Here is a 25,167-nt window from a genome sequence, read left to right on the forward strand (position 1 = left end):
CATGTACCAAAATTTCAGCGTTGGATTTTGTAAACAAAATCCGTACTCACTCGTTGTTCAGTTTTCAAAGATCAAATCAACAGCCGTTTAACTGGCTGGATATATAATTTATCACGTGTATACCTATCAGGCAAGTTGTAATATTTCCCAGTTTGCTAATTTGTATTTCTACACGTTGTAGTTTTTATTAAAACACTCCAACACACGGTAATTTACCTGGAGCAACCAATGCTCTCTTATCTCCTACTTAAACTGCAAAGTTGATCAGGTATAAACGTCATAAATCAGAAAAGCAGGTGCTCTTTATGTATTGGAGGAGCCGCTGCTTTCGCTTTTTTAGATAAAATACTGAAATGTTCGCTTAGCTTAAAGCTGTAGCCAAATCCTGTATCAAAAGTTCAGCAGGCTCATGCCCTACAGCCAGGCGGATAAGCGATTCAGGCATGTGTTGTTTTTTTAGACTCTGCTTATTGAAGCCGTAGTTTGGTGAGATCACCTGGCTCTCCATAGACCCCCAAGATACACCGATCCGGATCAGTCGCAGTTTATTGATCACTCTACATATATCCTCATAAGTCGAATCCTTTAGTTCAAAACTGAATAATCCGGCATACCCTTTGAGCTGTCTACATGCCAGTTTATGTTGTGGATGAGAAGGAAGTCGGGGATGATTCACTTTGGAAATGGCCGGATGATCTGATAGAAAACGAGCAACCAACAGAGCATTCCTTTGATGGGCTTCCATACGGAGCGGGAGCGTTCTTAGACCCCGAATGAGTAGCCAGGCTTCAAAAGGGGCTAACGAGCCGCCAATCAACTCATACTCTTCAGCATACATACGGTTTATTATCTCTTTAGAAGCGAACACTGCCCCTGCAATTAAATCATTATGACCACCCAAGTACTTGGATGCGGAGTGAACAACGATATCTACGCCCCATTCCAATGGTTTTTGGAAAAGGGGTGTAGCCCATGAATTATCTATGATTGTACGTATACCCTTTGCTTTGGAAAGCGAAGTTACCTCCTGAATATTTACCATATCGAATGTGAATGAGGTAGGAGACTCCATAAGAATAGCACGGGTCTGCGATTTGATGGCATCAGCAACTGCTTCCGTAGAAGTCGAATGTACGATTGTATAGTCTATATGGAACCTCTTTAAATATTGGGCTAGGTTGACGGAGGTTTCATATATGTGTCCGACCAGAATCAGATGGTCCCCTGCGGATAAGCTACACATTAGAGAGGCACTGATAGCAGCCATTCCGGAAGCAAAGCACTTGCAATCCGCCCCACCTTCCAGCGCAGCAATCATTTGCTCTGCAATCTGAACGGTAGGATTGGTTCCCCTCGAATAGACATAATGCTCCTTTTCATTATTAGCCGCTTCAGCATAATCTTCGTAAGTATCAAAGAAAAATGGAGCAGTCTCATAAATAGGAGGAGCAGCAGCCTTAGCAAAATACCCTAGTTCGTCCTCAAATCGGAGACAGATAAGCTGATCATCCGAGAAACTCAAACCTGATCACCACTTTCTAAAAAATTTCAAACCTATAAGAGGTAGTCTCCTCAATCCGGGACTCAAATATTCTATACGTCAAACTCTTCTAGACCCTATGCTGGTTGATTTGCGAAATTCGGATAATTATGAGGCTTCCAAATGTCTTTCACTAAGTATCCAATTCATAAAAATAGCGTATATTTTTGGGGTGCAGGGCAAAGATATACTTTATCAATAAAGAGGGGGTTCACTTGTGTTGACACGTTGGATTAGAAATGTTCTGAAACCTGGAAAAAGGTACACACAGGATATCGAAAAATCTAAACAGCAGGCCTCTTCAGAACCCATAAATCCATCATTAGCACATACTCTATCAATACTTAAATTAAAACTCGGACAAAGCTCTGATTTTATCATTCGTGATTTTTCCGAAAGTCCTGTCCATGCTGGACATCTCGCCGTTTGTTATATCGAGGGGCTGATTGACCAAAACTTGCTTTCCGATTTAATGGAGGGCTTAATTACAGAGCCGGTCTTCGCAGCTTCTTTTAAGCTTGAAGAAAATACCGCAGTTTCGCTAATAAAGAGAACAATCCCGTCAGGAAATATTCAAATGATACACTCGCAAAATGAAATTTATCAATCCATCCTCTCCGGTAATGCTGTCATTGCTATCGATGGAAGTACATATGCCCTGACAGTTTCCATCGCCGGCGGAGTAAGACGAGCTATTCAGGAACCCAGTACTCAAACCGTAGTTCGGGGTCCTAAAGAAGGATTTACGGAGGATGTCTCAACCAACATCACACTGATTAGAAGAAAATTGCGGACACCTGACCTTAAGTTTGAAAGTCATATTATTGGGCGATATACACAAACTAAAGTTATATTAGCTTACATTGAAGGTGTCGCTAATCCAGAAGTCGTGCATGAAATTACTAAACGGCTTCAATCCATTGATACAGACAGTATACTTGAAAGTGGCTACATAGAAGAATTCATACAGGATGAACCACTTAGTCTCTTTCCCACCATGCTGAACTCAGAGCGTCCGGATACAGTCGCAGGAAGCCTTTTAGACGGACAAGTAGCTGTTCTGATTGATGGGACGCCATTTGCTCTGATTGCACCTGTAACCTTCTTTAATTTCTTTCAGACGGCTGAAGACTACTACCAGAGATATGACATTTCATCTTTTTTAAGGGCTCTTCGTGTGGTATCTTTTTTAATCACTTTGTTGCTCCCTTCTCTATTTATAGCCCTGACGACTTTTCAACAGGAAATGATCCCTACCACGCTGTTAATTACACTGATGGCTCAACGGGAAGGAACTCCTTTTCCCGCATTATTGGAAGCATTAATGATGGAATTGATGTTTGAAGTAATTCGTGAAGCCGGTGTGCGAATGCCTAGGGTCATCGGGCCAGCCGTTTCCATCGTAGGAGCTCTAGTTATCGGGCAGGCAGCGGTGCAAGCCGGACTGGTCTCAGGTGCAATGGTAATCGTTGTTGCCTTCACAGCTATATCGAACTTTGTGATCCCATATGTCACCTTGGCTTCAGCAGTCCGATTGTTGCGGTTTGCTCTTATGCTAATAGCGGGGGCTCTGGGCTTATTCGGTATTCTGATAGCACTTATCCCCCTTTTAGTTCATCTTGTATCACTCAAATCATTTGGAGTTGATTATTTTATGCCCTACAGCCCCTCCTTTAAGTCCAATATGAAGGATCTTGTCATTAGAGTACCGTGGTGGGCTATGAAAACAAGACCAAATGGAAAATCAGCTTCCAACAAAACCAGACAGGCAACTCACCAATACTCTGCCATTTCAGATGAAATTAGAAATGATGACAAGTCTGATACCGAAAAATAGGAGAGATCAATGGTGAGCCAATTTAGAGTTAGTTACGTTCTGTGTATTGCAGGATTATTACTTACAGGGTGCGTGGATCGAACAGAATTGAATGAATTAGGCATCACAACAGCAACTGGAATTGATGGACATCAAGGCGACTGGATCAATACTTATCAAATCATCATTCCATCAGCTATGACGACTGGCTCAGGTGGTTCTTCCACGGGGGCATCGCAAAGCGCTGTACATACTTTTTCTACACATGGAAAAACACTAAGAGAGACCGTTACGAAGAGTAGTCTGGAATACCCACGTAAATTGTATTTTGCTCAAAATAATGTAATCGTTATTGGAAAAAAAGCAGCAGAACAAGGCATTGAAGAAATTATTGATATTTACCTCCGTAACCTTGATTCACGGGAAACTGTAAAAGTATTTATTGCCAACGGAGAGGCTCGTGATTATTTAAAAAAGCTTGTACCACCAGAGAAAATTCCCGGTCAAGCTTTAGAAAATATTATAGAAAAAAACAGAAGATATGGATCGATTTATCCATCCGTATCTATGTATGAATTTATTTCGAAAATTAGCTCCGATAGTGGTGCAGCCGGAGTTCCAGAAATATCTCTTGAGGGCTCCGAGCCGGAGAAACTAGATTCTGTTGATGTGTTCAAGGAAACATCCGCTAAAAGTAAACTTAAGTTGTCGGGCCTAAGCATTTTCCGGAAAGACAAGAGAGTCGGACACCTAAATGAAAAGGAAAGTATAGGGGTTTCATGGTTAAACAACCAGATTAAAAACACCACTATAAACTATGTGGATGGGAATGCTACGGCTGCTTTCCTCATCCGGAAGGCCAAGGTTAAGATTACGCCAATAAAGAACTTAAATCATTTTTACCTAAACGTTGACGTTAAAACTACCGGAGATCTTTTGTCAGCCTCTTCGCAAAGAGAAATGAAAAATATGCAAAGTATAGACCAATTGCAGAAGCAAGCAGCAGAAATTATCGAGTTGCAAATCCGGGAAGGCTGGAAAGCCTTACAGCAAAATAATATCGACCTTATTGGTATTGGGAATAAAATTCATCAGAAGAACCCAAAAGACTGGAAAAAAATAAAGGAAACGTGGCCTAAGGAGTTAGCAAACATGGATATAAAAATAAATGTAAAAATGAAACTTGCACGTCCAGGATTATTTGGAGAGTCTTTTAACGAGCTATTGAAATGAATGGAATAAACAGGCAGAGGTGAATTGAAGCAATGCGTCAAAATTCAATCCGAGTATCAGAGCTGATCATTTGTATGTCTTTGTTTGAAGTTGGAAGTACAACTTTGTTTTTAATGGGAGCTGAAGCAAAGCAAGATGCTTGGTTAGTCATGTTGATAGGCGCCTTAGCAGGACTACTTCTGTTAATGCTCCATCTTGCTATCCATCATCAAGACCCTGAATTAGATTTGTTCATGTTGTTTCGCCGTTACATAGGAAAATATGTGGGTACAACGATTAACCTGCTTTTTGTGATGTACTTCACATATGAAGCTTCTCGGAGCTTACGCGATTTAGGCGAGGTGACAGTCCTGGCTTTGCTACGCCAAACCCCCTTGTGGCTCATCATGTTGATCACAATCATGGTTGTATCCAATACGATTCGTTACGGATACAAAGTATTGTTCCTATTTTCCTTATTCCTTTTCCCTTTTTTTGTACTTGGATATACTATAATTACTATACTAATTCCGGCAACCGGTCTCTTTCACTTTGAAAATTCTCTTCCGATTCTAGAGGAAGGATGGAAACCCATTTTTAAAGCCGCTATTCCTGAGCTTATCTCCTTTCCATTCGGACAGATTGTATTATTTCTTGTATTTTATCCGCTTGTACATAAAGACCGGAATCTCACAAAAACTGTGATCTTTGCCTATAGTATTACCGCCCTTTCTCTGATATTTATCAATCAATTGAATATTTTTGTTCTCGGACCTAAGATCGCCGTAGATAGTACACTTCCTCTGTTGGAAGCCGTTCAGTTGATTGAATTGGCGGATGTGTTCGAACGAATGGATGCCCTTTTCACCTTGCTTCTTTTTCTTGGATTGATCATCAAAATGTCCTTATTTTTTAATGGCGCCGTGATAGGACTTGAAAAAATAACTGGAGTCGGATTTAAAAAGTGGATTTCCCCCCTTGCAGCACTTATTTATGGGCTTTCTTCTTTGTCCCCTAACTTTACTCATCACATGGTAATCGGTCGAAAAATTGTAATTAATACTTGGTTCCCTATTTTTCAGATTGTACTCCCTTTGTTTCTGTTTACAGTTATTATTATTAAAAGAAGAAAAAAGACAAATAAACAGTCCTCTTCATGAGAAGATGGTAGTTCAATACCCCAAAGTTCTGCCTCTATCTCAGTAGCTACACCATACACGGTAAGAAGCGCAGAACTGTAGTAGCCTATCATTCAAATTTTATGATGCTTTTTCTATTTCATCGGCACGATGTGAAGTGTTCCATCCTCGCTAAACTCTGCGTAGGCGATTTCGTCGATACTATCATATCCCTGCTCGCGCACCTTTACTTTAATCTCTTCAATATCGATTGACTTCCCACGCATAGATTCGTTCAGGAGCTTTCCTTTATCAATGACTGTTACAGAAAAAAGGTCAGGCTGTGCATCTATTCCCATATCCTGAGCGGCGGGTGGCTCGTATTCGGGTTTGCGCATGACTGACAATGAACCATTCGTTTCTAACGTGGCGTACCAGACCTCACGAAGAGAAAAAATATTTTGCTGGCGTAGCATGGAGAGCAGCTGGGTAAATTCTATATCATATTTTTCAAGCATCTCTTGATTGACCTGGCCCTTATCCACGAGTAGCACTGTTCGACCTTCTGCCATATATCCAAATTTCACAAAACGGGTCGTCGCCTTTTCAAAAAAGTAGGCCAGCGCGCACCATAGTGCCAATGCAAACAAAAGCTGCCCAATGGTCACCTTATCGTCATATAACGTATTTCCCACAATTTCGCTTAACACCAATGATGTTAGGAAATCGAGTGGTGTTAACTGACTGAGTGTTTTTCGACCTGTAATAAAAGTAATGATCCACAAGCCAAAAAAGCTGATGATCAATTTGACACCAATCGTAACAAATACCTCCATAAATAGGCCTCCCGGAAGAAGTTGTTTTCCTTATGTGTTATTTACACCTGTCTACCTCAGCATAAACAGAGGGTTATTCCTAAAATGTCCGATTAAAAAAGCCCGCTACCAACTAGAGGCAGCGAACTTTAATTATGGCTAGTATATAATCTTAATCTCTCAGATGTTTATCAAAAAACTTCTTAACAACGTCCAATATATGTGGCTGGGTAAAGGCAGTATGCCAGCTCCCGTAATTTTGTACATAGTAACATCATTGCCCGCTAGCATGGACTCTGGAGACATGATTATCTACTTTTCACAAGAAGCTGAATCGCTTCTTTAACCAGCTTATCCGTGTCTCCTCCTGCCTCTTGCTCTTCCAATATACATCGTTGCAGATTCTCTGCTACAATTTGGGCAATCGCTTTATCTGATGCGTTACGTACGGCAGATAACTGGCTAACGACGTCTTTGCACGATTTACCTTCATCCATTAAACGAAGTACCCCACGTACCTGTCCCTCAATCCTCCTCAGGCGCGTTTTCAGTTCATCACTGTAATTGTAATCCATAAGTAATGCACTCCTTTTTTGACTTACCATATACACGTATAGGTATATTATAAACCAAAAAAATAAATAGGATACCCTAAATAAATAGATTCACCTTCCCCTGCGAAGCATCCCCCAAGTAGGCGGCTACTCCAGCATATTCCAAACCGTCGATTAGCTCTTCTTGCTGCAGTCCTAACAAATCCATGGTCATGGTACAGGCGACGAGCTTGATCCCCTGCTCTCGTGCCAACTCTATAAGCTGCGGCAAGGAAAGCGCATTGTGCTTTTTCATGACATGCTTGATCATCTGTGGACCGAGTCCGGCAAAATTCATTTTGGATAGTGCAAGCTTTTTGGGTCCACGAGGCATGATCCAGCCAAAGGCTTTTTCGAGCATTCCCTTATTGGTGCTCACGATTTCATCCTTGCGCAGCGTATTTAGCCCCCAAAAAGTAAAGAAAATAGTTACTTCATGATCATATGCTGCCGCTCCATTCGCAATAATGAATGCAGCAATCGCCTTATCCAGCTCCCCGCTGAATAATACAATCGTTGTTTTGGACTGAACATGTTCTTGATTATTTGTATAAATTCCTGCTGTTGTACTCATATGGATTCGCTTCCCTTAGTTTCTCCAGCCCATTCGGATATGCCTGAAAGCACAGATTTGACTTTTTTAGCGCCTTTGGAAACTAAGAACTGACAAGCCATTTCACTGCGTGCTCCAGCTTGGCAAATCACTGCGATCTCTTCTTCCAAGTTCAGCTCAGAAAGTCTGTTCTCCAGTTCGCCAAGAGGGATGTGCTTAGATCCAGGGATATGTTTAAGCGCAAATTCAGCGGGTTCACGAACATCAAGCAAAATGAAGTTCTCTTTTCCAGAACATTTTGCTTGTAGCTCTTCATGGCTTATCGTAGAAGAAAATATTTGCTCCTTCTTCACTTCAGCCGGATTTGCTTTGCGTAAATAATGTCGCATTACATCTCCTTCTTGGAGGGTGCCCAAATATTGATGTCCGGTGTTTTTAGCCCAGCTCTGAAAATCGGCTAATGAACCTTTGTCAGTCGCCTGAACCTCTATAATCTTTCCGGGAACGAGCTCATTCATAGCCTTTTTTGTTTTTACAATAGGCATAGGACAAGCTAGCCCTTTGCAATCAAGAATATGATCTGCTTGGATATTGTTAGTTGATGACATTCTATAACCTCCGTCTTTTTTTTGAGGGGACTTAGTTTAGTTAAATCTCTTTATACATATACCCCTATGGGTATTAGAATAACGAGACTCGCTTCTCTTGTCAACTTATTTGGCCGTTTTTTCTCAGAAGCAAATGAAATCATGTCTTGAACAAAATAAAATTAAAAGCAAAAAAAGCCGCGCAAAAACGCGACTCTAATGCATAAACCAAAATTAATCGTCTTTTTTCATCAGTTCTGGTAGATCCAGCGACATCGAAATATTACACAGCATACCTCTGGAGAGAAAAAGCATCGTTCTTTCCATTGCTTGTTCAATACCTGCCCGTCGGAAAGCATCATAAACCGTCGTATGAATTTCACGGAATCCTTGCTGCATCACGCTTACAACCTCATCCTCGCGGATCGTCTGCGCCTGCATTTGCAAAAGTGTTTCATTGCGGTATTCCATCATAATTTGCGAATAGGCTGCAATTAGCTCTTGCTCGAGCTGTTCAGATGAGGCCGAATGAATAACTCTGTGAAAAGAGTCTATGATACGTGCAAATGAAACCTTCAAGGCTTCAACAAGCAACGCTTCCTTGGTAGCGAAAAAACGAAAGACATAGGGCTGAGAAATATTGGCCCGTTCCGCAACTTTGGCTGTTGTAGCTCGGTAGTAGCCCATCTCTGCAAACACTTCAATGGCAGCAGATATGATTTCCTTTTGGCGATTTATAGATGTTGACGTAGCTTTAGCCATATTTTTTTCATCCTTTAATTTAGCACAGTTTTCTGATTAGCGATTAATCAATTACAAATCAGTATAAACGACATAACCTAAAAATGCAATGAGTTTGAACAAAGTCGCCTCCGCAATTCTGACGGAAACGACTCTGTTATATACATCCAATTATGGCGTCTTAGAGTTAAAATATAATCGGATATAATTGACCTTTTGCGTTTTGGTTTGATAGGAAAATACTAAATAATAACTAAGTCCTGATGTGTTATTGATCGTATAATTAGCTTCTGCTGTGTCAGGTATGTCTCTAGAGGTGTCAACGGTTTCCGTAGGTTGGCCCAATTCGTCAACAACTTGTTTGATAAGCAACTTCTTATAGTCTGGATCGGAAGATGTGATTTCTGTAACTTTATCGCTTCCATCCAGCACGATGTCTGTATGATACTTAGCGTAGCTTCTCATAGGACCTGTAGAACCTGACTCAGATTTCCCCCACAGCTCAAATAACAGATCGCTGCTAGTTCCCAAGCCAAGACCTTTAGGCAAATTCGGTAAGGTCCCCTGCTTGGCTGCGCTGAATAAAGCGGCTGCGGAGCTGTGTTTACTGTGAGATGAAGCTGTACTACTGGCAGGTTCTTGATGGGTAGAGGTTGAGCCTTGACCATTAGTATTGAGATCCGTGTTTTGATCTGTAGAACTAGCAAGTGATTTGACTGTTTCTGCTTTAGTAGGAGCAGTTGATTTTGCTTCCCCGCTATTGCTGCATCCTGTCATCACAGCAAAACCTATAGCCAAGAAAGCACTAGTGGTGATTAGCTTGCAAGCCAATTTTTTACGATCATGAGATTGATGTGTATGCTTCATTATAAGATCACTCTTTCCTTGTTCATGGGTACAAAGCAAGTGTAACCGAACCTCGTTTCCAGAATACCTCTACTTGTATCCAACTTGTAAACAAGGACATTGATGATTTTCTAACATACCCTATTTACGACCGTAAGCTCCCAGCTGTTGTTTAGAAAAGGAGTAAGGAGAGTCACTCTTCTTCAACCATATATTCCCTTTAATGATGAAGATGTATACAGCAAAAACAAAGTAGATCGTACCCGCAATCCAGTCTATTGCCGATGGGATGTCTCGCTGTACTATTTCATGAATATACCAGATTCCGACTGGAACATGCAGGAGAAGTGCCGTAAACAAGCCAGGATTATATAAGGTTTTTGCTTTAATATTGACAACGATACCGTGCCAAACGACCTGAAAGAATCCCATAAAAATTGGTGCGAGTCCAAGCCAGACTACTTGCGGGAACCATACGGGGAGCAGATAAAACACGTAGGCAATTGCTACATTGATAATCATCGCTGATTGAGTGTTTAAGGGGTAATGATCCGGTGTATCACTTTTAAACATAACATTGTTAAATAAACCAGCAAAATATCCAGGCCAGCGGTACTCCTCAAATTGATGAAATAATATAGCTACAAAACTCAACCATAACATGCCTGTTATATCCGAAAGGATAGCTGGATTCATAAGTAAAACAATACATACAACCACACCGATTATAGCCCCTGCATCTTGCCAATATTTTCTTAAAAAATTCATATTAGTCACCCCTATGATTTATTTTTGATCAAAATATCTTTCGAACAGCAGATTTAATTGTTCCTCTATTGAAGGTATTTCCACAACTGCCCCTGATTCAAGAATCGGACTCATCAGTGCAGGCAGAAAAATAGCTCCAAATATTTGCAGCATCATCGCTAACAAGCGCTCCGGCTGTTGCTCACCTGTCAGCTCCTTGATCGTGCTCTGAACCTTTGGAAATCCCATGATGTTTAAAAACCTTCCGTATTCCTGTTGAGATGTAAAGGGCGTGCTGCCCATGGCAATAATTCGCGAAAGAAGCTCTGGATATTGACGAATGACCTGTAGATAGTTAAGTAAAAATTGTTTCAGTCTATCTTGGGGGGGCATCGCTGTATTGTCCAAAATAGAAAAGGTGTGCTGAAAGCCATTTAATATCACTTCAATAGCTTCACTGAGCAGATTTTCCTTGGAGCCAAAATAATAATTAACTAAAGAAATATTAGTAGCAGATAGGTCGGCAATTTTTCTGATTGTAACCGCTTCAAAACCTTCCTTTTGAATAAATTCCAGCGTAGCGTCTAAGATTTTTTCTTTGGTTTGTTGTTTTTTGTCTGGGTGATTCATGTTTTTCCTCCTCCTGTTTCGTCCAATCATAACGGATGAATGAAATGGGACGATTTTATGTAAATGACTTTTCAAACAATAATTAAAACGTTGTTTAAATTACTGTTTGAACTCAGTTTAGCACTTTATATTTCACAAAACAAGGAGCAATTTGAGATTTAGGGAATAGAAAAACCCGCATAACGAATGAGATCGTTTGCGGGTCGATTGAATGGAGATTGAGAAAAGGCCTAAATGGCCCAATTTCCTTTGCGGAACACGGCTTCTTTACTTCCGTCTTGCAGTTCGCCGTCAATATCCAGCTCAGCTGAGCCGATCATGAAGTCAACATGAGTCAGGCTGACATTGGCACCGTTCTGGAGCAGCTCCTCCCGGTTCATTTGTGTGCCATTTTCCATATTAAATGGATACGCACTGCCTAGAGCCAAGTGGCAGGAGGCATTTTCGTCGATACCTGTATTGTAAAAAATGCGATTGAGATTGGAAATCGGTGAATCGTGCGGCACCAGTGCAACTTCTCCCAAATAGCTGGCCCCTTTATCCGTAGCGAGCAAATGAGTCAGATGCTGCTCGCCGGATTCTGCTGTATATTCAGTGACTTTACCGTCCTTAAAGGTAAACGTTATGCGATCCACCAGTTGTCCATTTAAATTGAGTGGCATGGTACTTGTGACATGACCATTCACACCTGTACGCTTAGGCATCGTGAACACTTCTTCTGTCGGCATATTCGCGACAAAATAATCTCCGTGCTCGTTCTCACCACCACCGCTGCGCCAAATATGACCGTCAGCCAGTTCAATTCTCAAATCTGTTCCTGGTGCACGATAATGGAGGCTTTTATACTTTTTATGATTCAGCTTGTCTTGTACCTGTTCAAGGTTTTTCAAATGTTTCTGCCAATTCTGAATAGGATCAGAGCCATCTACACGGTTCATTTGGAAGATTGTATCCCACATGACACGTATACGATCCTCTTCTGCTACATCTGCAAATACTTTATCGGCCCAAGCCTTCGTCGGCGCTTTAATCAAACACCAGCTAATTTTATGATTTCGGGTATATTTGGAAAAACCTTCTCTCGCCGTAGCTGCCGCCTTAGTCGCACGAGATACCTTTTGTGGATCAATGCCTTGATATAAATCCGGGTTCGGCACTTTAATCGTTAGTGTGGCTCCACCCTCTTCGGCAAATTTCTCCATCATTTCTGCCTTCCAAGTAGGGTAGTAATCAAAGCTGGCTTCGTCACCATGTTCAAAACGACTACGTGTAATGGAATCATCCTCGAACTCTACCTGTACATATTTAGCGCCTGCTTCATAGGCTTTGCTGACAATCAGGCGTGTAAACTCAACAGTTTCCAGTGGTGCAGTTACCAAAAACACCTGTCCGGGCTGAATGTTAACCCCTACTCTTACGACCAGTTCTGCGTATTGCTCCAACAATGATTCAAACGTACTCATTTTTCCACGCTCCTGTTCCGTTTTGATTATATTGAATGATTTCATCACTACAGTACGGATTGCTTCTCCAGTTCACGCAGCTCCACTCTTCGTATTTTGCCCGAGCTAGTTTTAGGAAGCTCTTTAATAAACTCTATTTTTCGTGGATATTTATAAGGCGCCGTCCATGTTTTCACATGATGTTGCAGTTCCTTCACTAACGCCGGTGATCCTTCTACCCCAGCTTTGAGTACGACAAAAGCCTTTACAACATGTCCACGGATTTCGTCAGGGCTGGCTACGGCAGCACATTCCTGCACGGAGTCATGCTTCATAAGCGCTTCCTCTACTTCAAAAGGACCAATAGTATAGCCAGAACTGATAATGATATCATCACCACGTCCTTCGAACCAGAAATATCCATCCTCGTCTTTGCGAGCCCGGTCTCCCGTAACAAAATAATCTCCGTGGACACTAGCTAATTTGCGTTCTGGATCATGGTAATACGTATGGAATAATGCCGGCAGATCGGCACGCACTGCAATATCTCCCACTTGCCCCGGAGCCAGCGGAATGCCATCCTCGTCTACGACCTCAACGAGTCCCGGTGCAATGGATTTGCCCATCGAGCCTGTACGCAGAGGTGCATCCTTTAAATTACCAATAATTAATGTGCTCTCCGTTTGACCATAGCCGTCACGAATCGTAATGTTGAATTGCTCCTGAAACTTGTTAATGACCTCCTGATTGAGAGGCTCTCCCGCAGAAACTGCGCTGCGCAATTGGGATAGATCATATTGATCCAAACCATCCGTTTTCGCCATAATCCGATATTCTGTCGGCGTACAGCACAACACTTGGATTCCATACTGCTGCATAAACTGCAAATACCGGCCTGGACGAAACGGACCATTATATACGAATCCGGTCGCTCCATTTCCTAGTACGGATAAAAACGGACTCCAAATCCACTTTTGCCATCCCGGTGCAGCTGTAGCCCATACTATATCTGAAGCTTGAATATCCAACCATGGTGATGTTATCCGCAGATGAGCATATCCCCAGCCATGGCTATGTACAACACCTTTAGGATTTCCTGTGGTGCCGGAAGTATAGGCCAGAATGGCCATGTCGTCACGGTGCGTCTTCACAGCTTCAAAAGTATCTTCCTGTCCATCCATCAGCTCATTCAGCACGAGCCAGCCAGATACATCTGCCGTGTCGTCCCCGGAGACCACGATGCGATAATCCAGAGCAGGCAAATCATCATTTATTTTGTCCACTTCGCTTGTTACTCCGGTCCAGGCAATGACTGCGCGCGCTTCTGAATGGCGAAGACGAAATGCAATATCCTTGGCACGTAGCATTTCTGAAGATGGAATGACAGCAAGCCCAAGTTTCAAGCAGGCCAGATAAATTACATACGCAATAATACGCCGTGGTACTACGACCAGAACTCTGTCACCTTTGTTAAATCCCAGATTTGCGAGTCCTCCAGCCAGTCGATTAGCCTTTTTCAACAGCTCTCCATAGGTGATTTCTTCGTATTCTCCTGTCTCACTCAGCCACTTGAGTGCGGTTTTACCAGCATCATGGTGTTCCATTTCCGAAGTCATATTGTAATATTCAGGCGCAAGCCATTGTTGTTGATCTGTCAAATTATACCTTCCCCTTTATACATAAGATGAGATCCACTTTCTTACTGTAGTATAACACGTCTTAGTACCAGGTTCTAATACCAGAATCATTTTTTTGGAAAAAAATAAATTTGGTAAAGCGAACGACAAAAAGAAAGAGCCTAATTACAGGCTCTTTTTCTTCACTACTATCGTGATTTACAACTGGAGTTCTACCACTGTAGAAGTCGCTTCCTGACCGTTTACGAGCAGTGCAATCCGGTGCGCTCCCGCATAATGGCGACGAGTGGTCAGGTCTGCAAAACGGTGTGTCCGTGTACCTGTAAGATGGGTTCCTCCAGGGACCGTTTTGTCAGATAGCAAAAACAGTTTACGTGAGACTTGTCCTCTCGCCTTCACAAAGTCGATGCCGTACTCGATGCGGACTCGTACCGGGTCACCTTCACGAAGCTGAAGCGCGTAGCTCAACTCACAGCTATCACCAAGCTTTAGCATGGCAGGGTCTGTGGTGAAAGAGGCTCCCGTGACTAACGGCGCCCCGTCTGTTTCATCCGCATAGCCGAACATTGCCATCACTTCGGGGATGGATTTGCGAATCAGGGTCCGACAGCCATGACGCACAATCCAGTCGGTGTCAGGATGTGTTCCTTTCCACCGTTGAGCCGTGGCAATGACCACATCAGGATGATCCTTGGCAATATCGTTCAGGTTGTTGGCTACACTTTTACGTACATATAGTGATGGATCGGCCTTCAGTAGTTCCAATACGGCCAATACTGGAGCAGGATCGCGTTTAAACACAGGCAACGCCTGTCCCCAGGGTAGCCGTGGACGACAGCCTTCGCTGGCAAGTCGGCGGACGTGTTCACTTTGTTGTCCGGCCCAGGTCGTCATCTGCCGCATCATCCGTTCCGGTTCACGCAGAAGGAAGGGTCTCACGGCGAACTCCGCAGAGGACTTAGAGGTGAATCGCTCCAGTGCCTTCATGGACAGTTCCCAATGCTCTTCTCCCTGCCCATACACCTCCACAAAATCGGGGAAAAACAAGTATGGAAAACCACTGCAATGCTCGTCTATAGCAAAAAGAATATCCAGAGCTTCTTCATATTTACTGGGCAAAAATGCCCCTAATGTTAACGAAATACGTCGTATTCGTTCTTTTAGCTCCAGTTCATCCCATTTTTCATCCATCACTTGATGGATGAATCCGTTGGTATCGAACGGCCTGTACGCAGACTGTACTTTTTCACCGAATAGTTGAAGAAAATTCTCCGTGTACATATTTTTTAAGGGCTCGGCCATTATATATCTCCTTTTGTATGAGGTTGAGAGAATTGTAGCAAGGCATACTAAAAATGCCAAGTCCTATGGTTAGGACCTGACATTTTTACATTAATACAAGAAATCGATTTACTTATAATTCGTGTTGGGCAAACCAATTGGTAATACGTTGCAGTCGTTCCACACGAAGCTGCGGGTGCCCTTTTCGTGAAAGCTCGTGACTTGAAGCTGGAAAACGGACAAATTGCGTAGGTTTCCCCAAGCGACGTAATGCTGTAAACAGCTGCTCTCCCTGCTCTATAGGACATCGCAGATCCTGCTCCCCGTGTAATATGAGCAGCGGTGTGTTGATTTGCTGCACATAAGCCAGCGGAGATTGCCTCCACAAAAGCTCGCAATCCTCCCACGGATTCCCGCCGACTTCATCTTCAGTAAACGAGTACCCTATGTCACTCACTCCATACATGGACAGCCAGTTAGATATGGAGCGCTGGGTCACAGCTGCGCGGAAACGATCGGTATGGCCGACAATCCAGTTTGTCATAAAGCCACCATAGCTGCCTCCTGTTACACCCAGCCTTTCCGGATGAATGAATGGAAATTGACGTATAGCCTCGTCCACTGCGCTCAGCAGATCGGTGTAATCGCGTCCGCCGTAATCTCCAAGGACGACATTGGTGAAAGACTGTCCATACCCTCGGCTTCCTCCCGGATTCGTGTAGATGACTGTATACCCCTGAGCGGCCAGCAACTGAAATTCATGAAAAAAAGAATTGGAATACATGGCATGAGGACCACCGTGAATCTCCAAAATAGCAGGATAGGATACCCCCTCCTTAAACCCAGCAGGCTTCATCACCCATCCCTGCACCCGTCGTCCATCCTCAACCTCAGTCCAGAAGCTCTCAGGCACACTGATCTCAATCTCATCAAGCAGAGAATCATTCACTCGTGTCAGCCGTTCCTCAGTTCCTGAATGAATCGCAATCTGGAATAAATCACCTGGTAAAGCTACATCGGTGGAGGCGGCAATGATATGCTGCTCATCCGAAGTAAGCTCGAATTGGTAAATTTCCCGCTCTCCTTGGGTTAAAATTTTAAAAGTCCTATCAAGCGCAAACTGATATACGTGCACATTTCCTTCATGGGTAACCAGCGTATACAGAGATTGACCGTCCGCACTGAAGCGTGGTGGTCCTACATGAAGATGTGAACGCATGTCGCTCATACCCGCATTACCGAGGTGAGCGTCAAGCGTCTCACTAACGCATACTGCCGTCCCCCCACTGGAAGGAACCGTGTACAGTCGGGTCTGAGTAGCGTCTTTGGCATGTCGATCATGACCGTAAAAGGCAATCGTTGAACCGTCGGGAGAATAAGCGGCACTCTCGATGTGCAGTTTAGAATGGGTCAGCTTAAGCGGTGCTGCTGCATCACCATTTGAAATCGCAGGGGCTATCGTAAACAAATCATTTTGCTTACGTAAATCCGTATCCTCTTTCGAATGCTCTGCTATTCTGGCGACGAATAAAATACGTTGACCATCCGGTGACCACACAGGCTCCGCCACATCATAAGCGCCGGAAGTCAGTTGAACTGTGTGCCCCGAAGTCACATCAGTTACATACAAGTGATCACGAGTATCATCCCACAGTCCATATCCGTCGGATTTAGCTTTCGTTCGATTAACGACTCGTCCCTTAAGTTGTGCCTCCTGAGTTCCTCCATCGGATGTAGGGCTTGACGGGTTCTCGGCCGTTTTAGCTACAAACGATATGCAGGTCCCATCAGGAGACCAGGCTAATGAACGAACATTGTTCTCTACGTGTGTAAGCTGTCGTGCCTCCCCTCCGCGTTCTGGAATAATCCACACCTGGCGCTTGCCGTCTGTTGTACGGAGAAAAGCTAGTTGTGATCCATCTGGTGACCAGACAGGCGTTTCATCTTTCGGTCCGTATGTAAAGGGTAATGCGCTAGCGCCTTCGGACGATAATAGCCAAATTCCTGAGTTATAATCTGTCCGCTCTTTATTAATATGCTGCTCTACGTAAGCGATTTCACCGCTGAGGGGATGAATAGCTGGATCGCTAACCCAGTGAAGTCGATATAAATCCTCGGCTGTTATACAGCGCTTGGTCGTACTAGATTGTGAGTCGCTCAAAAAAATTCCTCCTTTATATCATTAGATTCCACATCTTTAAATTTTAATTAATCCGATTAATTTTATGCGATTTAAATGAATATACAATTACGTTACTCTTTTTATTTATCTCTGTCAATTTGTCTAAAACTAAAAAGACCCTCTCTCAGTCGCTATCGACCCGAAAACACCGCTACTTCGGTTGCTTTCATGAGAGAGGGTAACGTTATTCATCAATCACAATTGGAAAATAGGAGAAATGGAGGAAGCCCCTTTAGGTAAAGCAGCCAGTGATCTATTTTCTTTGTGTAGGTTCGGCATCTGCTGCCAAATAGTGCTGGGAATCTCTCGCCGCAGCACAGGAATGATATCCTCGGCAAACCGATGCAGCTGTTCAAGCTGCTCCTGCTCTCCCAGCCCATCCACGCTTATGCTGAGTACCTGATGGCCGAACGCAGTATAATAGTTCCGTATTTTTTCAAGAACGCTGTCCGCAGAACCAATCAGAACTGGACCGTTGCGGATATTGTCCTCCAAATTTGTAAACGGGGATTGATTATGCTGAGCCGCCGTCGTCGAGTGGTAAGCATCATAATACGGGCGATAGCGTCTGATCGCTTCCTCGTCTGTATCCGCCAGATACAAGCTCCCGGCTCCGGCACCAATTACGGCTTGAGCAGGATCATGACCGTAATAAGCGAGCCGTTCACGGTAATGATCAATTAAGCCTTTATACTTGGCCTGAGGATGGAAAGAATTTGAGGAAAATAACGGCTCTCCATATTGTGCAGCCAGCTCCGTCGATAATGTACTGGAGGCACTTCCATGCCATATCGGAATTTGCTGTTGATACGGGCGTGGCTGTGTCGTGACCTGATACAGCGGGGGCCGATAGTTGCCCTTCCACGTAACCTCTTCCTCGCTCCATAGCCGTTTGAGCAGACGATAGCGTTCTGCTAACGATTCCCACTGCTCTTCCTCCGTAATTCCAAACAACGGATAATGGCGTGGATCATTGCCTTTTCCGATAATCAGTTCTAATCTTCCGCCCGATAAATGATCCAATGTCGCATAATCCTCAGCTACGCGTACTGGGTCAAGTATACTAAGCACCGTTACCATCGTCAGCAGACGAATCCGTTCAGTTCTCGCTGCTATAGCGGTCAGAACGAGTGGAGGTGAAGACGACAAAAAAGGCGCACCATGCCGCTCCCCCACACCATACGCATCAAAACCAAGCTCCTCTGCGAGCACAGCCTGCTTAATTACATTTTGGAATTTTTGCTGCGAACTCCAGGCTTCTCCGGTAATCGCATTAGGCAGATTAGCCATTAGGCTGAACAATACAAACTTCATTCGCTCCTGCCCCCCTTCTGCGAACGAATCGGCTTCGTCCGTTCCCTATGGTCGCGTCTAATTTCGGTTAGCTGTCTCAGCTTCATTTTTTTCACGAATGTAGGTGGAGAATAATTCAGGATTCACCACTTTACGCAGTAAATGCATCGTCCCGTCCCCTGTTCCATGGTCAAAAGCATGGATACGTTCATACCCCCAACGCTCGTACATGGTTAGCAAATAGGGATGCTTTTCCGCAGTCGCCAGTGTCACAGCAGGAGCACCGACCTTGTCACGAATAATCGTTTGCTCTACCCAATTCAGCAGTTTTTTCCCATATCCTTTGCCCTGGGCAGCCGGGTCTACAGCAAACCACATCACAAACGGTAGATCGGTTATAAAATTAAGGGCTCTATTTTTGAGATGGCTAACGGTAGCCTGAATGACACCGTCTACTTCCAGCACATAGCAATCATTATTTTTAATGTTTTCTTGAATGAGAGCAACATCTGCCTGAGCGGCAGGCCATCGAAGCTCCAACTGCCGAATTGTTTCATACGCCTCATACGTCACATACTGCAATCTTTCTGCATCCTCTTGGAGTGCCAGACGATAGATTTCACTCATACTAACCCGCCTCCCTATAGTGTTATTATAATGCTCGTGAATCACCAAATAATTAATCCTATCTACTTAATGAGATATAAAAGTTAACATAACTGTAGCATGCTCACCATCCAGCGACAAATTAATTTTTTCTATAACTCCATTTAAAATAACAATAGCCCCTAGAAAGATGGGAATTCGTTAATTAAAGTCAACGCAAAAAAGCCCGAAAATCGGGCTTTTTTACTTTCTAGACGAATAAAATGCTGGCCATATCTCCGGCATTCAAAACACACCATGTATGCTGTATTACTCCGCAGGGGCAGTAAAGCTGCGTTTGGCAAACTCGCTGTCCAGCATATAAAAGGCGTTGCTGTCTCTTTCAATGCGCTTAAGCTTCTGGATAACACTGTCGAACAGAGCTTCCTCTTCGACTTGCTCATCAATAAACCATTTCAGGAAATGGATCGTTGCATGCTCGCGTCCATCGAGGGCCAAGTCAGCCAGATGATAAAATTTTTGCGTGTTTTGCTGCTCATGCTTGTAGCCATGCTCAAATACGTCCAGCATGGAATCGTAGCTGTTTTTTGGCTCCGGCAATGCAGCCAATGTGGCGCGTCCTCTACGGTCATTAATGTATTTATACAGTTTCATGGCATGAAACCGTTCCTCCTCAGCTTGTACCAGGAAGAAGTTTGCAAACCCATCCAGACTTTCACTGGAGCAATAAGCAGCCATCGCCAGATATACGTGAGCGGAGTAAAATTCAAAGTTCATTTGCTCATTCAGAGCCTGTGCCAAATTGTCATTCATGTCTCAGGTCACCTCGGTCATGTATGTAATAATGTAACGATCATAGTGTACCACGAATCCGATCACAAAAAAACGGACGGAAGTGAATTAAATGATCTCACATTCCGCCCGTAATCTCTACAATTAGTTTACAATCAAGGCTCCAGACCCCAGACACGTTTGTCATTTATATACAATGGTGCTTTGCCCCAATCCGTATAAGATGTCTTGGTTGGATCATAGGAAAAATCATCACTTTCGTTATAGTTGCTCCAGTCCGTCTTGTTCATGCGAATCTGAATGTCCCCTGTGTTTTCCCCTGCTGCCAGACTTCCCGCACCAGCTCCAAAGGAGATTTCCAGATAATAATCTGCGCCTGTAACGGCCTTATCCAGTTTCACAAAACGTCCCTGAACGTTACTACTGCCCAACTGTGCATAGTCACAATGGAATTCCTGTGACTTGTCGCCATCTACGGTGTAGTAGTATCGCAGCTTGACATTTTTCAGATCAACTGCTTCTTTACCCTTGTTTACAATACGGAACAGTGGCCGAATTTGATTATCTCCCGGGTTTGTGTCGCCCACGCGGTATTGGGCAATCACATCTCCCGTTGCTGGAATGGGTGCTGCCGTAGGCTTGGCACTGACCTCGGCAGAATCCGGGCTGGTTCCTAAAGAATTTGTTGCACTTGCCACATAATAATAAGTGGTTTCATTCACCACTCCTGTATCCTTGTAAGTGCTGTCTGTTACCGTTGCTACTGTGGTATAAGGGCCACCACTGGTTGTCGAGCGCTTGACTGTATAGCTATCGGCACCCGTCGCTTTGCTCCAGGTCAGTGTAACCTGAGCATCCCCCGCGTTTGCCTTCACATTTGCCGGAGCTTTGGGAGCTGTAGGCTCGGTTGGTCCACTACCGTTAATGAGACGGTCATACTCGGCATAAGCCGTTGCCATATCAACTTGGGACCAGAAACGGTGATACGTAAATTCTGGAGCGCCTTTATCCCATTTTTTGGTCTGCTTGTTCCAAGAAGTCGTGTATTTATCTTTAAGATAGGACCATTGCGGATCTTTGGTGATATTAGGGCGGATATCGCTGTAGCTGGAATACGTACCATTACCACCTTTAGACGGATCAGACGGTGTAGCGTCGGTGCCAGGGATCGTGTTGCCTTGCCCAGTCTTACCACTCCAGCCGCTCGGGATATACACTTCTTTGGTAAAATAACGATAATAATCCTCGCGCGCTTCCTTCGTTGTAATGCCTATACCATCGTTATAACCCCATGCAGCATCAAGCAAAGCTTTAGACAGATCCTTAGCTTCCTTGCCTAACTCGGAATAGTCTCCTTTTTCAGCTTTCGTTCCAGCAGCAAAGAAAGTAAGTGCTTTAACATAGCTGCCCAGCACTCCGGCATCCTGCCCCGGATTCTTTGTTACCACATGGAGATTGGTATTCCCTTTATGATTGGCAAATCCGCTCCAGGTTTCAGGCTTTCCGCTCCATTCCAGATTGCTCGGTAGCCAGAACTCACCTTTAGCCACTGTAGTAGCCACTTTCGGATTCTTGCCACCCAGAATACGCTTGCCTTGAGCGTCCAAATAGTATCCCTGTGCATCAGTCACAGGCCGTTCGTTGGCAAATACATAGCTCTTGGACCACGCTATCCAGTTTTCCGTCACTTGTTTAGCCATTTTAAACTGCTCGGACGAAGTATCCCCTTTCTTGGCTAAAATGTAGTACAGCTCGGCAACCCGCTCGACAGGCCAAGCCTGCATCCCGAACCAGTTGTTCGACGGTGGATCGTTATATACAGGAGCCCCTGTATAAGCCATGCCATAAAAGGTACTTGTGCCAGATGGATAAGCCTTGTAGGCACCATCCCAGCTATTCGTCGCTCCGCCTGCAATGGCCCCCTCATCGGATTGCAGCCAAGTATAAAACTCCAGTTGGCGCTTCAGCGAGGTCGCCCAGTCCTGTCCCGCCGTTGGTGAATTCGGTATTAATCCACCATCTTGATCGGACAACGCATACGCTGCGACGACATTTTGATAGCCCTGATGTGCATGGCTGGCACCAATACGCCAAGCCCAGTTGCCGCTTTGGCCAAGTCCGCCACCCCAGGCTGTATACCATGCCATCAGATAAAGACTGGCATCCTTGCCCGTACCAGCAATTGGACTTCCGTTGGAAGCGCTTCCGGTTTTCTGGAAGTATTTATCGTACATGCCGTAACGCAAAAAGTCTCCCATCTTTTTAGCTTTATCCAAATATACGGAGTTGTCATATCCTAATTCCTTAGCCCAGTACATTGCTTGAACTGCCCGTGCATCTGCATCGGTGGCATTCGTGTAACGCCATTGCTGTGCAGGGGCATTATTTTCCTTGGTAAACAAGCTCATAAAGCCTTCATTAGGCTTGCCAAACTTTTGATTGTCTTGCGATGGGTGTGGTACAGCCTCCCAGACCGATTCCTGTTCCCCGCGCTGGAAGGTGTTTACATAGGCTGCTGTATGCGACGGATTCAGAAGATTTCCGAAGCCGTACCAATTATCCACGTCCAACAACCAGTGCATCAGATAAGTCTGGTTGTTGCCATAGGTTGCCTTCAGCTCAGAGTCCAGTGGATCCTTGCCACCACCATACTGTCCACTCAGACGGCTTGGGTATTGATCCGGCTGTGAGTATTCTGCGGCATAGGTGGCGGGGCTGTTCGGGTTGTAGTTACTCATTGTCGGCTGCTCTTCCTTACCGTCGCCTTCATTAACAGGAATGATATATTTCTCCATGTTGTCCCATGCGGATTCCAAATGCCCCCAATCCCCGGTATAATGACCATACAGCACTTCCAGCCACATCCAGTAGCTGTACGCTTCCGAAGTCGTTAAGTGTCCGTAATCTGGAGCCTCGCTCATAAGCGTTTCAACGGAATGATAAGGGATGCCTTCTTTTGAAAAGTATCCGCTAGCCGGATCCTTCAGCTGTTTATACAATTGTAAAAAGCGTGTCGATTCCGGTGTTGCGGCTGATGCACGGTCGGGTCCTGCCTGAAATAAGCCCAAGGTTAACGGAAGTACCAAAATGGCTGACATGACCATAGAGACAGATTTCCTGAACACTGATTTTCTGCTGATCACTTTTGCATTCATCCTCTCCATTATCAATTTTGGCTTTACACAAGATTTTATTCCGAAAAACGACAGCACAAAAAGACAGCATCATCACCTCACTTTCCCATAAAAAAGGTGGAGGACACGCTGTCTATTGCTCCAAATGCTTCGCATTGGCCCTGGAAAAAATATACCACACTAGGCGCCAAATGAGAGTCGAAAAATTCTATAAGTTTAGAGATTCACAAGGAAAATTGACGAAATCGATTGGAATCGGTACTATTTCACAGGGAGGCGTTAAAACATGAAAATTTTGCTATTGCTTGGTTGTATCGTGATGTTTTTAGCCGTAGCTCTGGGAGCGTTCGGCGCACACGCATTGAAAAAGAGACTTTCCGTAGACATGATGAGCATATTCCAGACAGGAATTCAATATCAAATCGCTCACGGACTGGGTTTGCTGCTGCTTGGAGTTCTTGCTGACAGCCTTGTCCATTCTTCTCTCATCGTTACCGCAGGTTGGGTTATGCTGGTGGGTATTCTCCTGTTCTCCGGCAGTCTGTATGCCCTTAGTATATCTGGTGTGAAAAAGCTTGGGGCAATCACCCCCATTGGCGGGTTGGCTTTTTTGGCAAGCTGGGTCATTGTGATCGTGGCGGTTGTGCAAGGTTAAACAAGGATAAAGGAACAGAGACTTGGAAAAGGAGGCGCTTCCAAGTCTCTCGAATTATTGACATAGCATTCCTGAGTATATGAAAGAATACATTATTTCGTCTGCACTTGTTGCGCCTTCTGAGCGGCTATCCGATGACCTTCGATATAACGTCTCGATTCTGCCATCTCATGCTCCTGAGCAGCTTCCATAATAATATGAACCCCCGGCTTGTACTGCTCCAGCAGTTCCATGTAGAGGGCATAGTTCATGTCACCAAAACCTGGCGGCACCGTCTCAATTTCACCTGACGATGACAACCGCCGGTCTTTGGCATGCGCTGCGATAATCCGAGGGCCCAGCAGTTGGAAAGCTTCGCGGATGATCTCATCCTGCTGCGCCAGATTTTCCGTTTTCAGCAGATTACCCGGATCAATCACAACACCGATGTGTGAAGAAGGTACTTCCTCCAGAAAGGCAGCCAACTCTACGGCAGTTCCGACCAAGTGATCGTTTGCAGCTTCCAATCCTACGAATACGCCCCACTTCTCCGCTTCATCTGCTAATTCACGCACTACTTCCCTTACAACTCTCCAGTCACGTTCCGTATAGGCGGTACCATCCTCATTACGTCCGACTTCGGCTGCAACCATTGGTGCTCCTAACAGACCCGCATATCGTATCAGCTCTTTGAAGCGCTCTACATTTTCACGCAGCAATTCCTCATCCTGTATAAAAAAATGTAAATAGCACCCGAGCACCGATATGGATACACCATGCTTACGAAATTCTTCTGCGATAGACAGTGCCAATCCCGGATTGAACTTACCCGGTTTATTAAAATCCACATCACTGATCGCTCTCCACGGAGCCAGCTGAACATGAGTAAAGCCCGCTGCGCCTACCTTTGCAGCCAATTCACGATAAGGCAACTTGCCAAACAAATGTGCCAATACACCTACTGTCAC

22 protein-coding genes are annotated in these 25,167 nt (G+C 44.4%); 4 read left to right on the forward strand and 18 right to left on the reverse strand.

Annotation, left to right across the window (positions count from 1 at the left end; all coding sequences use genetic code 11):
- Positions 1-361: 361 nt before the first annotated feature.
- On the reverse strand, positions 362-1,522 hold the full coding sequence (locus tag NLX82_RS23820; RefSeq protein WP_076161222.1) for a trans-sulfuration enzyme family protein: 1,161 nt from the start codon (positions 1,520-1,522) through the stop codon (positions 362-364).
- Between the two features lie 235 nt (positions 1,523-1,757).
- Here NLX82_RS23820 and NLX82_RS23825 point away from each other — a divergent pair, with 235 nt between their 5' ends.
- The 3 genes from NLX82_RS23825 to NLX82_RS23835 are packed head-to-tail and all read left to right on the forward strand — an operon-like array spanning position 1,758 to position 5,728.
- On the forward strand, positions 1,758-3,377 hold the full coding sequence (locus NLX82_RS23825; protein WP_254349152.1) for a spore germination protein: 1,620 nt from the start codon (positions 1,758-1,760) through the stop codon (positions 3,375-3,377).
- Positions 3,378-3,386: 9 nt separating this feature from the next.
- Positions 3,387-4,589, forward strand: a complete 1,203-nt coding sequence (locus tag NLX82_RS23830; protein WP_023988555.1) for a Ger(x)C family spore germination protein — start codon at positions 3,387-3,389, stop codon at positions 4,587-4,589.
- A 32-nt stretch (positions 4,590-4,621) separates the two neighbouring features.
- Positions 4,622-5,728 (forward strand): GerAB/ArcD/ProY family transporter, encoded by a 1,107-nt coding sequence (locus tag NLX82_RS23835; protein WP_254349153.1) that lies wholly within the window; start codon positions 4,622-4,624, stop codon positions 5,726-5,728.
- 113 nt (positions 5,729-5,841) lie between these two features.
- On the opposite strand, the gene NLX82_RS23840 is transcribed toward NLX82_RS23835, so the two are convergent.
- From NLX82_RS23840 to NLX82_RS23915, 16 genes are all read right to left on the reverse strand, one after another.
- Positions 5,842-6,522 (reverse strand): YetF domain-containing protein, encoded by a 681-nt coding sequence (locus NLX82_RS23840; RefSeq protein ID WP_068939434.1) that lies wholly within the window; start codon positions 6,520-6,522, stop codon positions 5,842-5,844.
- 287 nt (positions 6,523-6,809) lie between these two features.
- Positions 6,810-7,076, reverse strand: coding sequence for a metal-sensitive transcriptional regulator (locus tag NLX82_RS23845; RefSeq protein WP_013310304.1), 267 nt, complete (start codon positions 7,074-7,076; stop codon positions 6,810-6,812).
- A 76-nt stretch (positions 7,077-7,152) separates the two neighbouring features.
- A complete protein-coding gene (locus NLX82_RS23850) occupies positions 7,153-7,668 on the reverse strand; it encodes a DsrE/DsrF/DrsH-like family protein (RefSeq protein WP_049828400.1) in 516 nt (171 codons plus the stop codon).
- On the reverse strand, positions 7,665-8,255 hold the full coding sequence (locus NLX82_RS23855) for a sulfurtransferase TusA family protein (RefSeq protein ID WP_023988551.1): 591 nt from the start codon (positions 8,253-8,255) through the stop codon (positions 7,665-7,667). Before NLX82_RS23855 ends, NLX82_RS23850 begins: the two co-directional genes overlap by 4 nt.
- Before the next feature lie 213 nt (positions 8,256-8,468).
- The gene (locus tag NLX82_RS23860; RefSeq protein ID WP_076161218.1) at positions 8,469-8,996 is read right to left on the reverse strand and encodes a TetR/AcrR family transcriptional regulator; all 528 of its coding nucleotides are present in this window, start codon (positions 8,994-8,996) and stop codon (positions 8,469-8,471) included.
- A 150-nt stretch (positions 8,997-9,146) separates the two neighbouring features.
- On the reverse strand, positions 9,147-9,842 hold the full coding sequence (locus NLX82_RS23865) for a DUF4309 domain-containing protein (protein ID WP_254349154.1): 696 nt from the start codon (positions 9,840-9,842) through the stop codon (positions 9,147-9,149).
- Positions 9,843-9,962: 120 nt separating this feature from the next.
- Entirely contained in the window at positions 9,963-10,589 is a 627-nt protein-coding gene (locus NLX82_RS23870) for an HXXEE domain-containing protein (protein WP_254349155.1), read from the reverse strand.
- Positions 10,590-10,607: 18 nt separating this feature from the next.
- Entirely contained in the window at positions 10,608-11,198 is a 591-nt protein-coding gene (locus tag NLX82_RS23875) for a TetR/AcrR family transcriptional regulator (protein WP_023988547.1), read from the reverse strand.
- A gap of 230 nt (positions 11,199-11,428) precedes the next feature.
- On the reverse strand, positions 11,429-12,661 hold the full coding sequence (locus tag NLX82_RS23880; RefSeq protein ID WP_254349156.1) for an aminopeptidase: 1,233 nt from the start codon (positions 12,659-12,661) through the stop codon (positions 11,429-11,431).
- A 47-nt stretch (positions 12,662-12,708) separates the two neighbouring features.
- Positions 12,709-14,298, reverse strand: a complete 1,590-nt coding sequence (locus tag NLX82_RS23885) for an acetate--CoA ligase (RefSeq protein ID WP_254349157.1) — start codon at positions 14,296-14,298, stop codon at positions 12,709-12,711.
- 177 nt (positions 14,299-14,475) lie between these two features.
- Positions 14,476-15,579 carry a DNA alkylation repair protein gene (locus NLX82_RS23890; protein WP_068939444.1) on the reverse strand — a complete coding sequence of 368 codons (1,104 nt, stop codon included), beginning with the start codon at positions 15,577-15,579 and terminating at the stop codon, positions 14,476-14,478.
- A gap of 112 nt (positions 15,580-15,691) precedes the next feature.
- Positions 15,692-17,719: a S9 family peptidase gene (locus NLX82_RS23895; protein ID WP_254349158.1), complete on the reverse strand. Its 2,028-nt coding sequence runs from the start codon at positions 17,717-17,719 to the stop codon at positions 15,692-15,694.
- Between the two features lie 216 nt (positions 17,720-17,935).
- On the reverse strand, positions 17,936-19,054 hold the full coding sequence (locus tag NLX82_RS23900; protein WP_254349159.1) for an LLM class flavin-dependent oxidoreductase: 1,119 nt from the start codon (positions 19,052-19,054) through the stop codon (positions 17,936-17,938).
- A 57-nt stretch (positions 19,055-19,111) separates the two neighbouring features.
- On the reverse strand, positions 19,112-19,660 hold the full coding sequence (locus tag NLX82_RS23905) for a GNAT family N-acetyltransferase (protein WP_254349160.1): 549 nt from the start codon (positions 19,658-19,660) through the stop codon (positions 19,112-19,114).
- 288 nt (positions 19,661-19,948) lie between these two features.
- Positions 19,949-20,452 carry a ferritin gene (locus NLX82_RS23910; protein WP_013310291.1) on the reverse strand — a complete coding sequence of 168 codons (504 nt, stop codon included), beginning with the start codon at positions 20,450-20,452 and terminating at the stop codon, positions 19,949-19,951.
- Between the two features lie 134 nt (positions 20,453-20,586).
- On the reverse strand, positions 20,587-23,535 hold the full coding sequence (locus NLX82_RS23915) for a glycoside hydrolase family 48 protein (RefSeq protein ID WP_179086223.1): 2,949 nt from the start codon (positions 23,533-23,535) through the stop codon (positions 20,587-20,589).
- Positions 23,536-23,851: 316 nt separating this feature from the next.
- Here NLX82_RS23915 and NLX82_RS23920 point away from each other — a divergent pair, with 316 nt between their 5' ends.
- On the forward strand, positions 23,852-24,220 hold the full coding sequence (locus NLX82_RS23920; RefSeq protein WP_013310289.1) for a DUF423 domain-containing protein: 369 nt from the start codon (positions 23,852-23,854) through the stop codon (positions 24,218-24,220).
- A 92-nt stretch (positions 24,221-24,312) separates the two neighbouring features.
- Here the strand turns inward: NLX82_RS23920 and NLX82_RS23925 are convergent, their stop codons facing one another.
- Positions 24,313-25,167 (reverse strand): sugar phosphate isomerase/epimerase family protein, encoded by an 855-nt coding sequence (locus tag NLX82_RS23925; protein ID WP_068939447.1) that lies wholly within the window; start codon positions 25,165-25,167, stop codon positions 24,313-24,315.

The sequence above is a fragment of the Paenibacillus sp. A3M_27_13 genome (assembly GCF_024213315.1).
In the GTDB taxonomy this organism is placed as follows: domain Bacteria; phylum Bacillota; class Bacilli; order Paenibacillales; family Paenibacillaceae; genus Paenibacillus; species Paenibacillus polymyxa_B.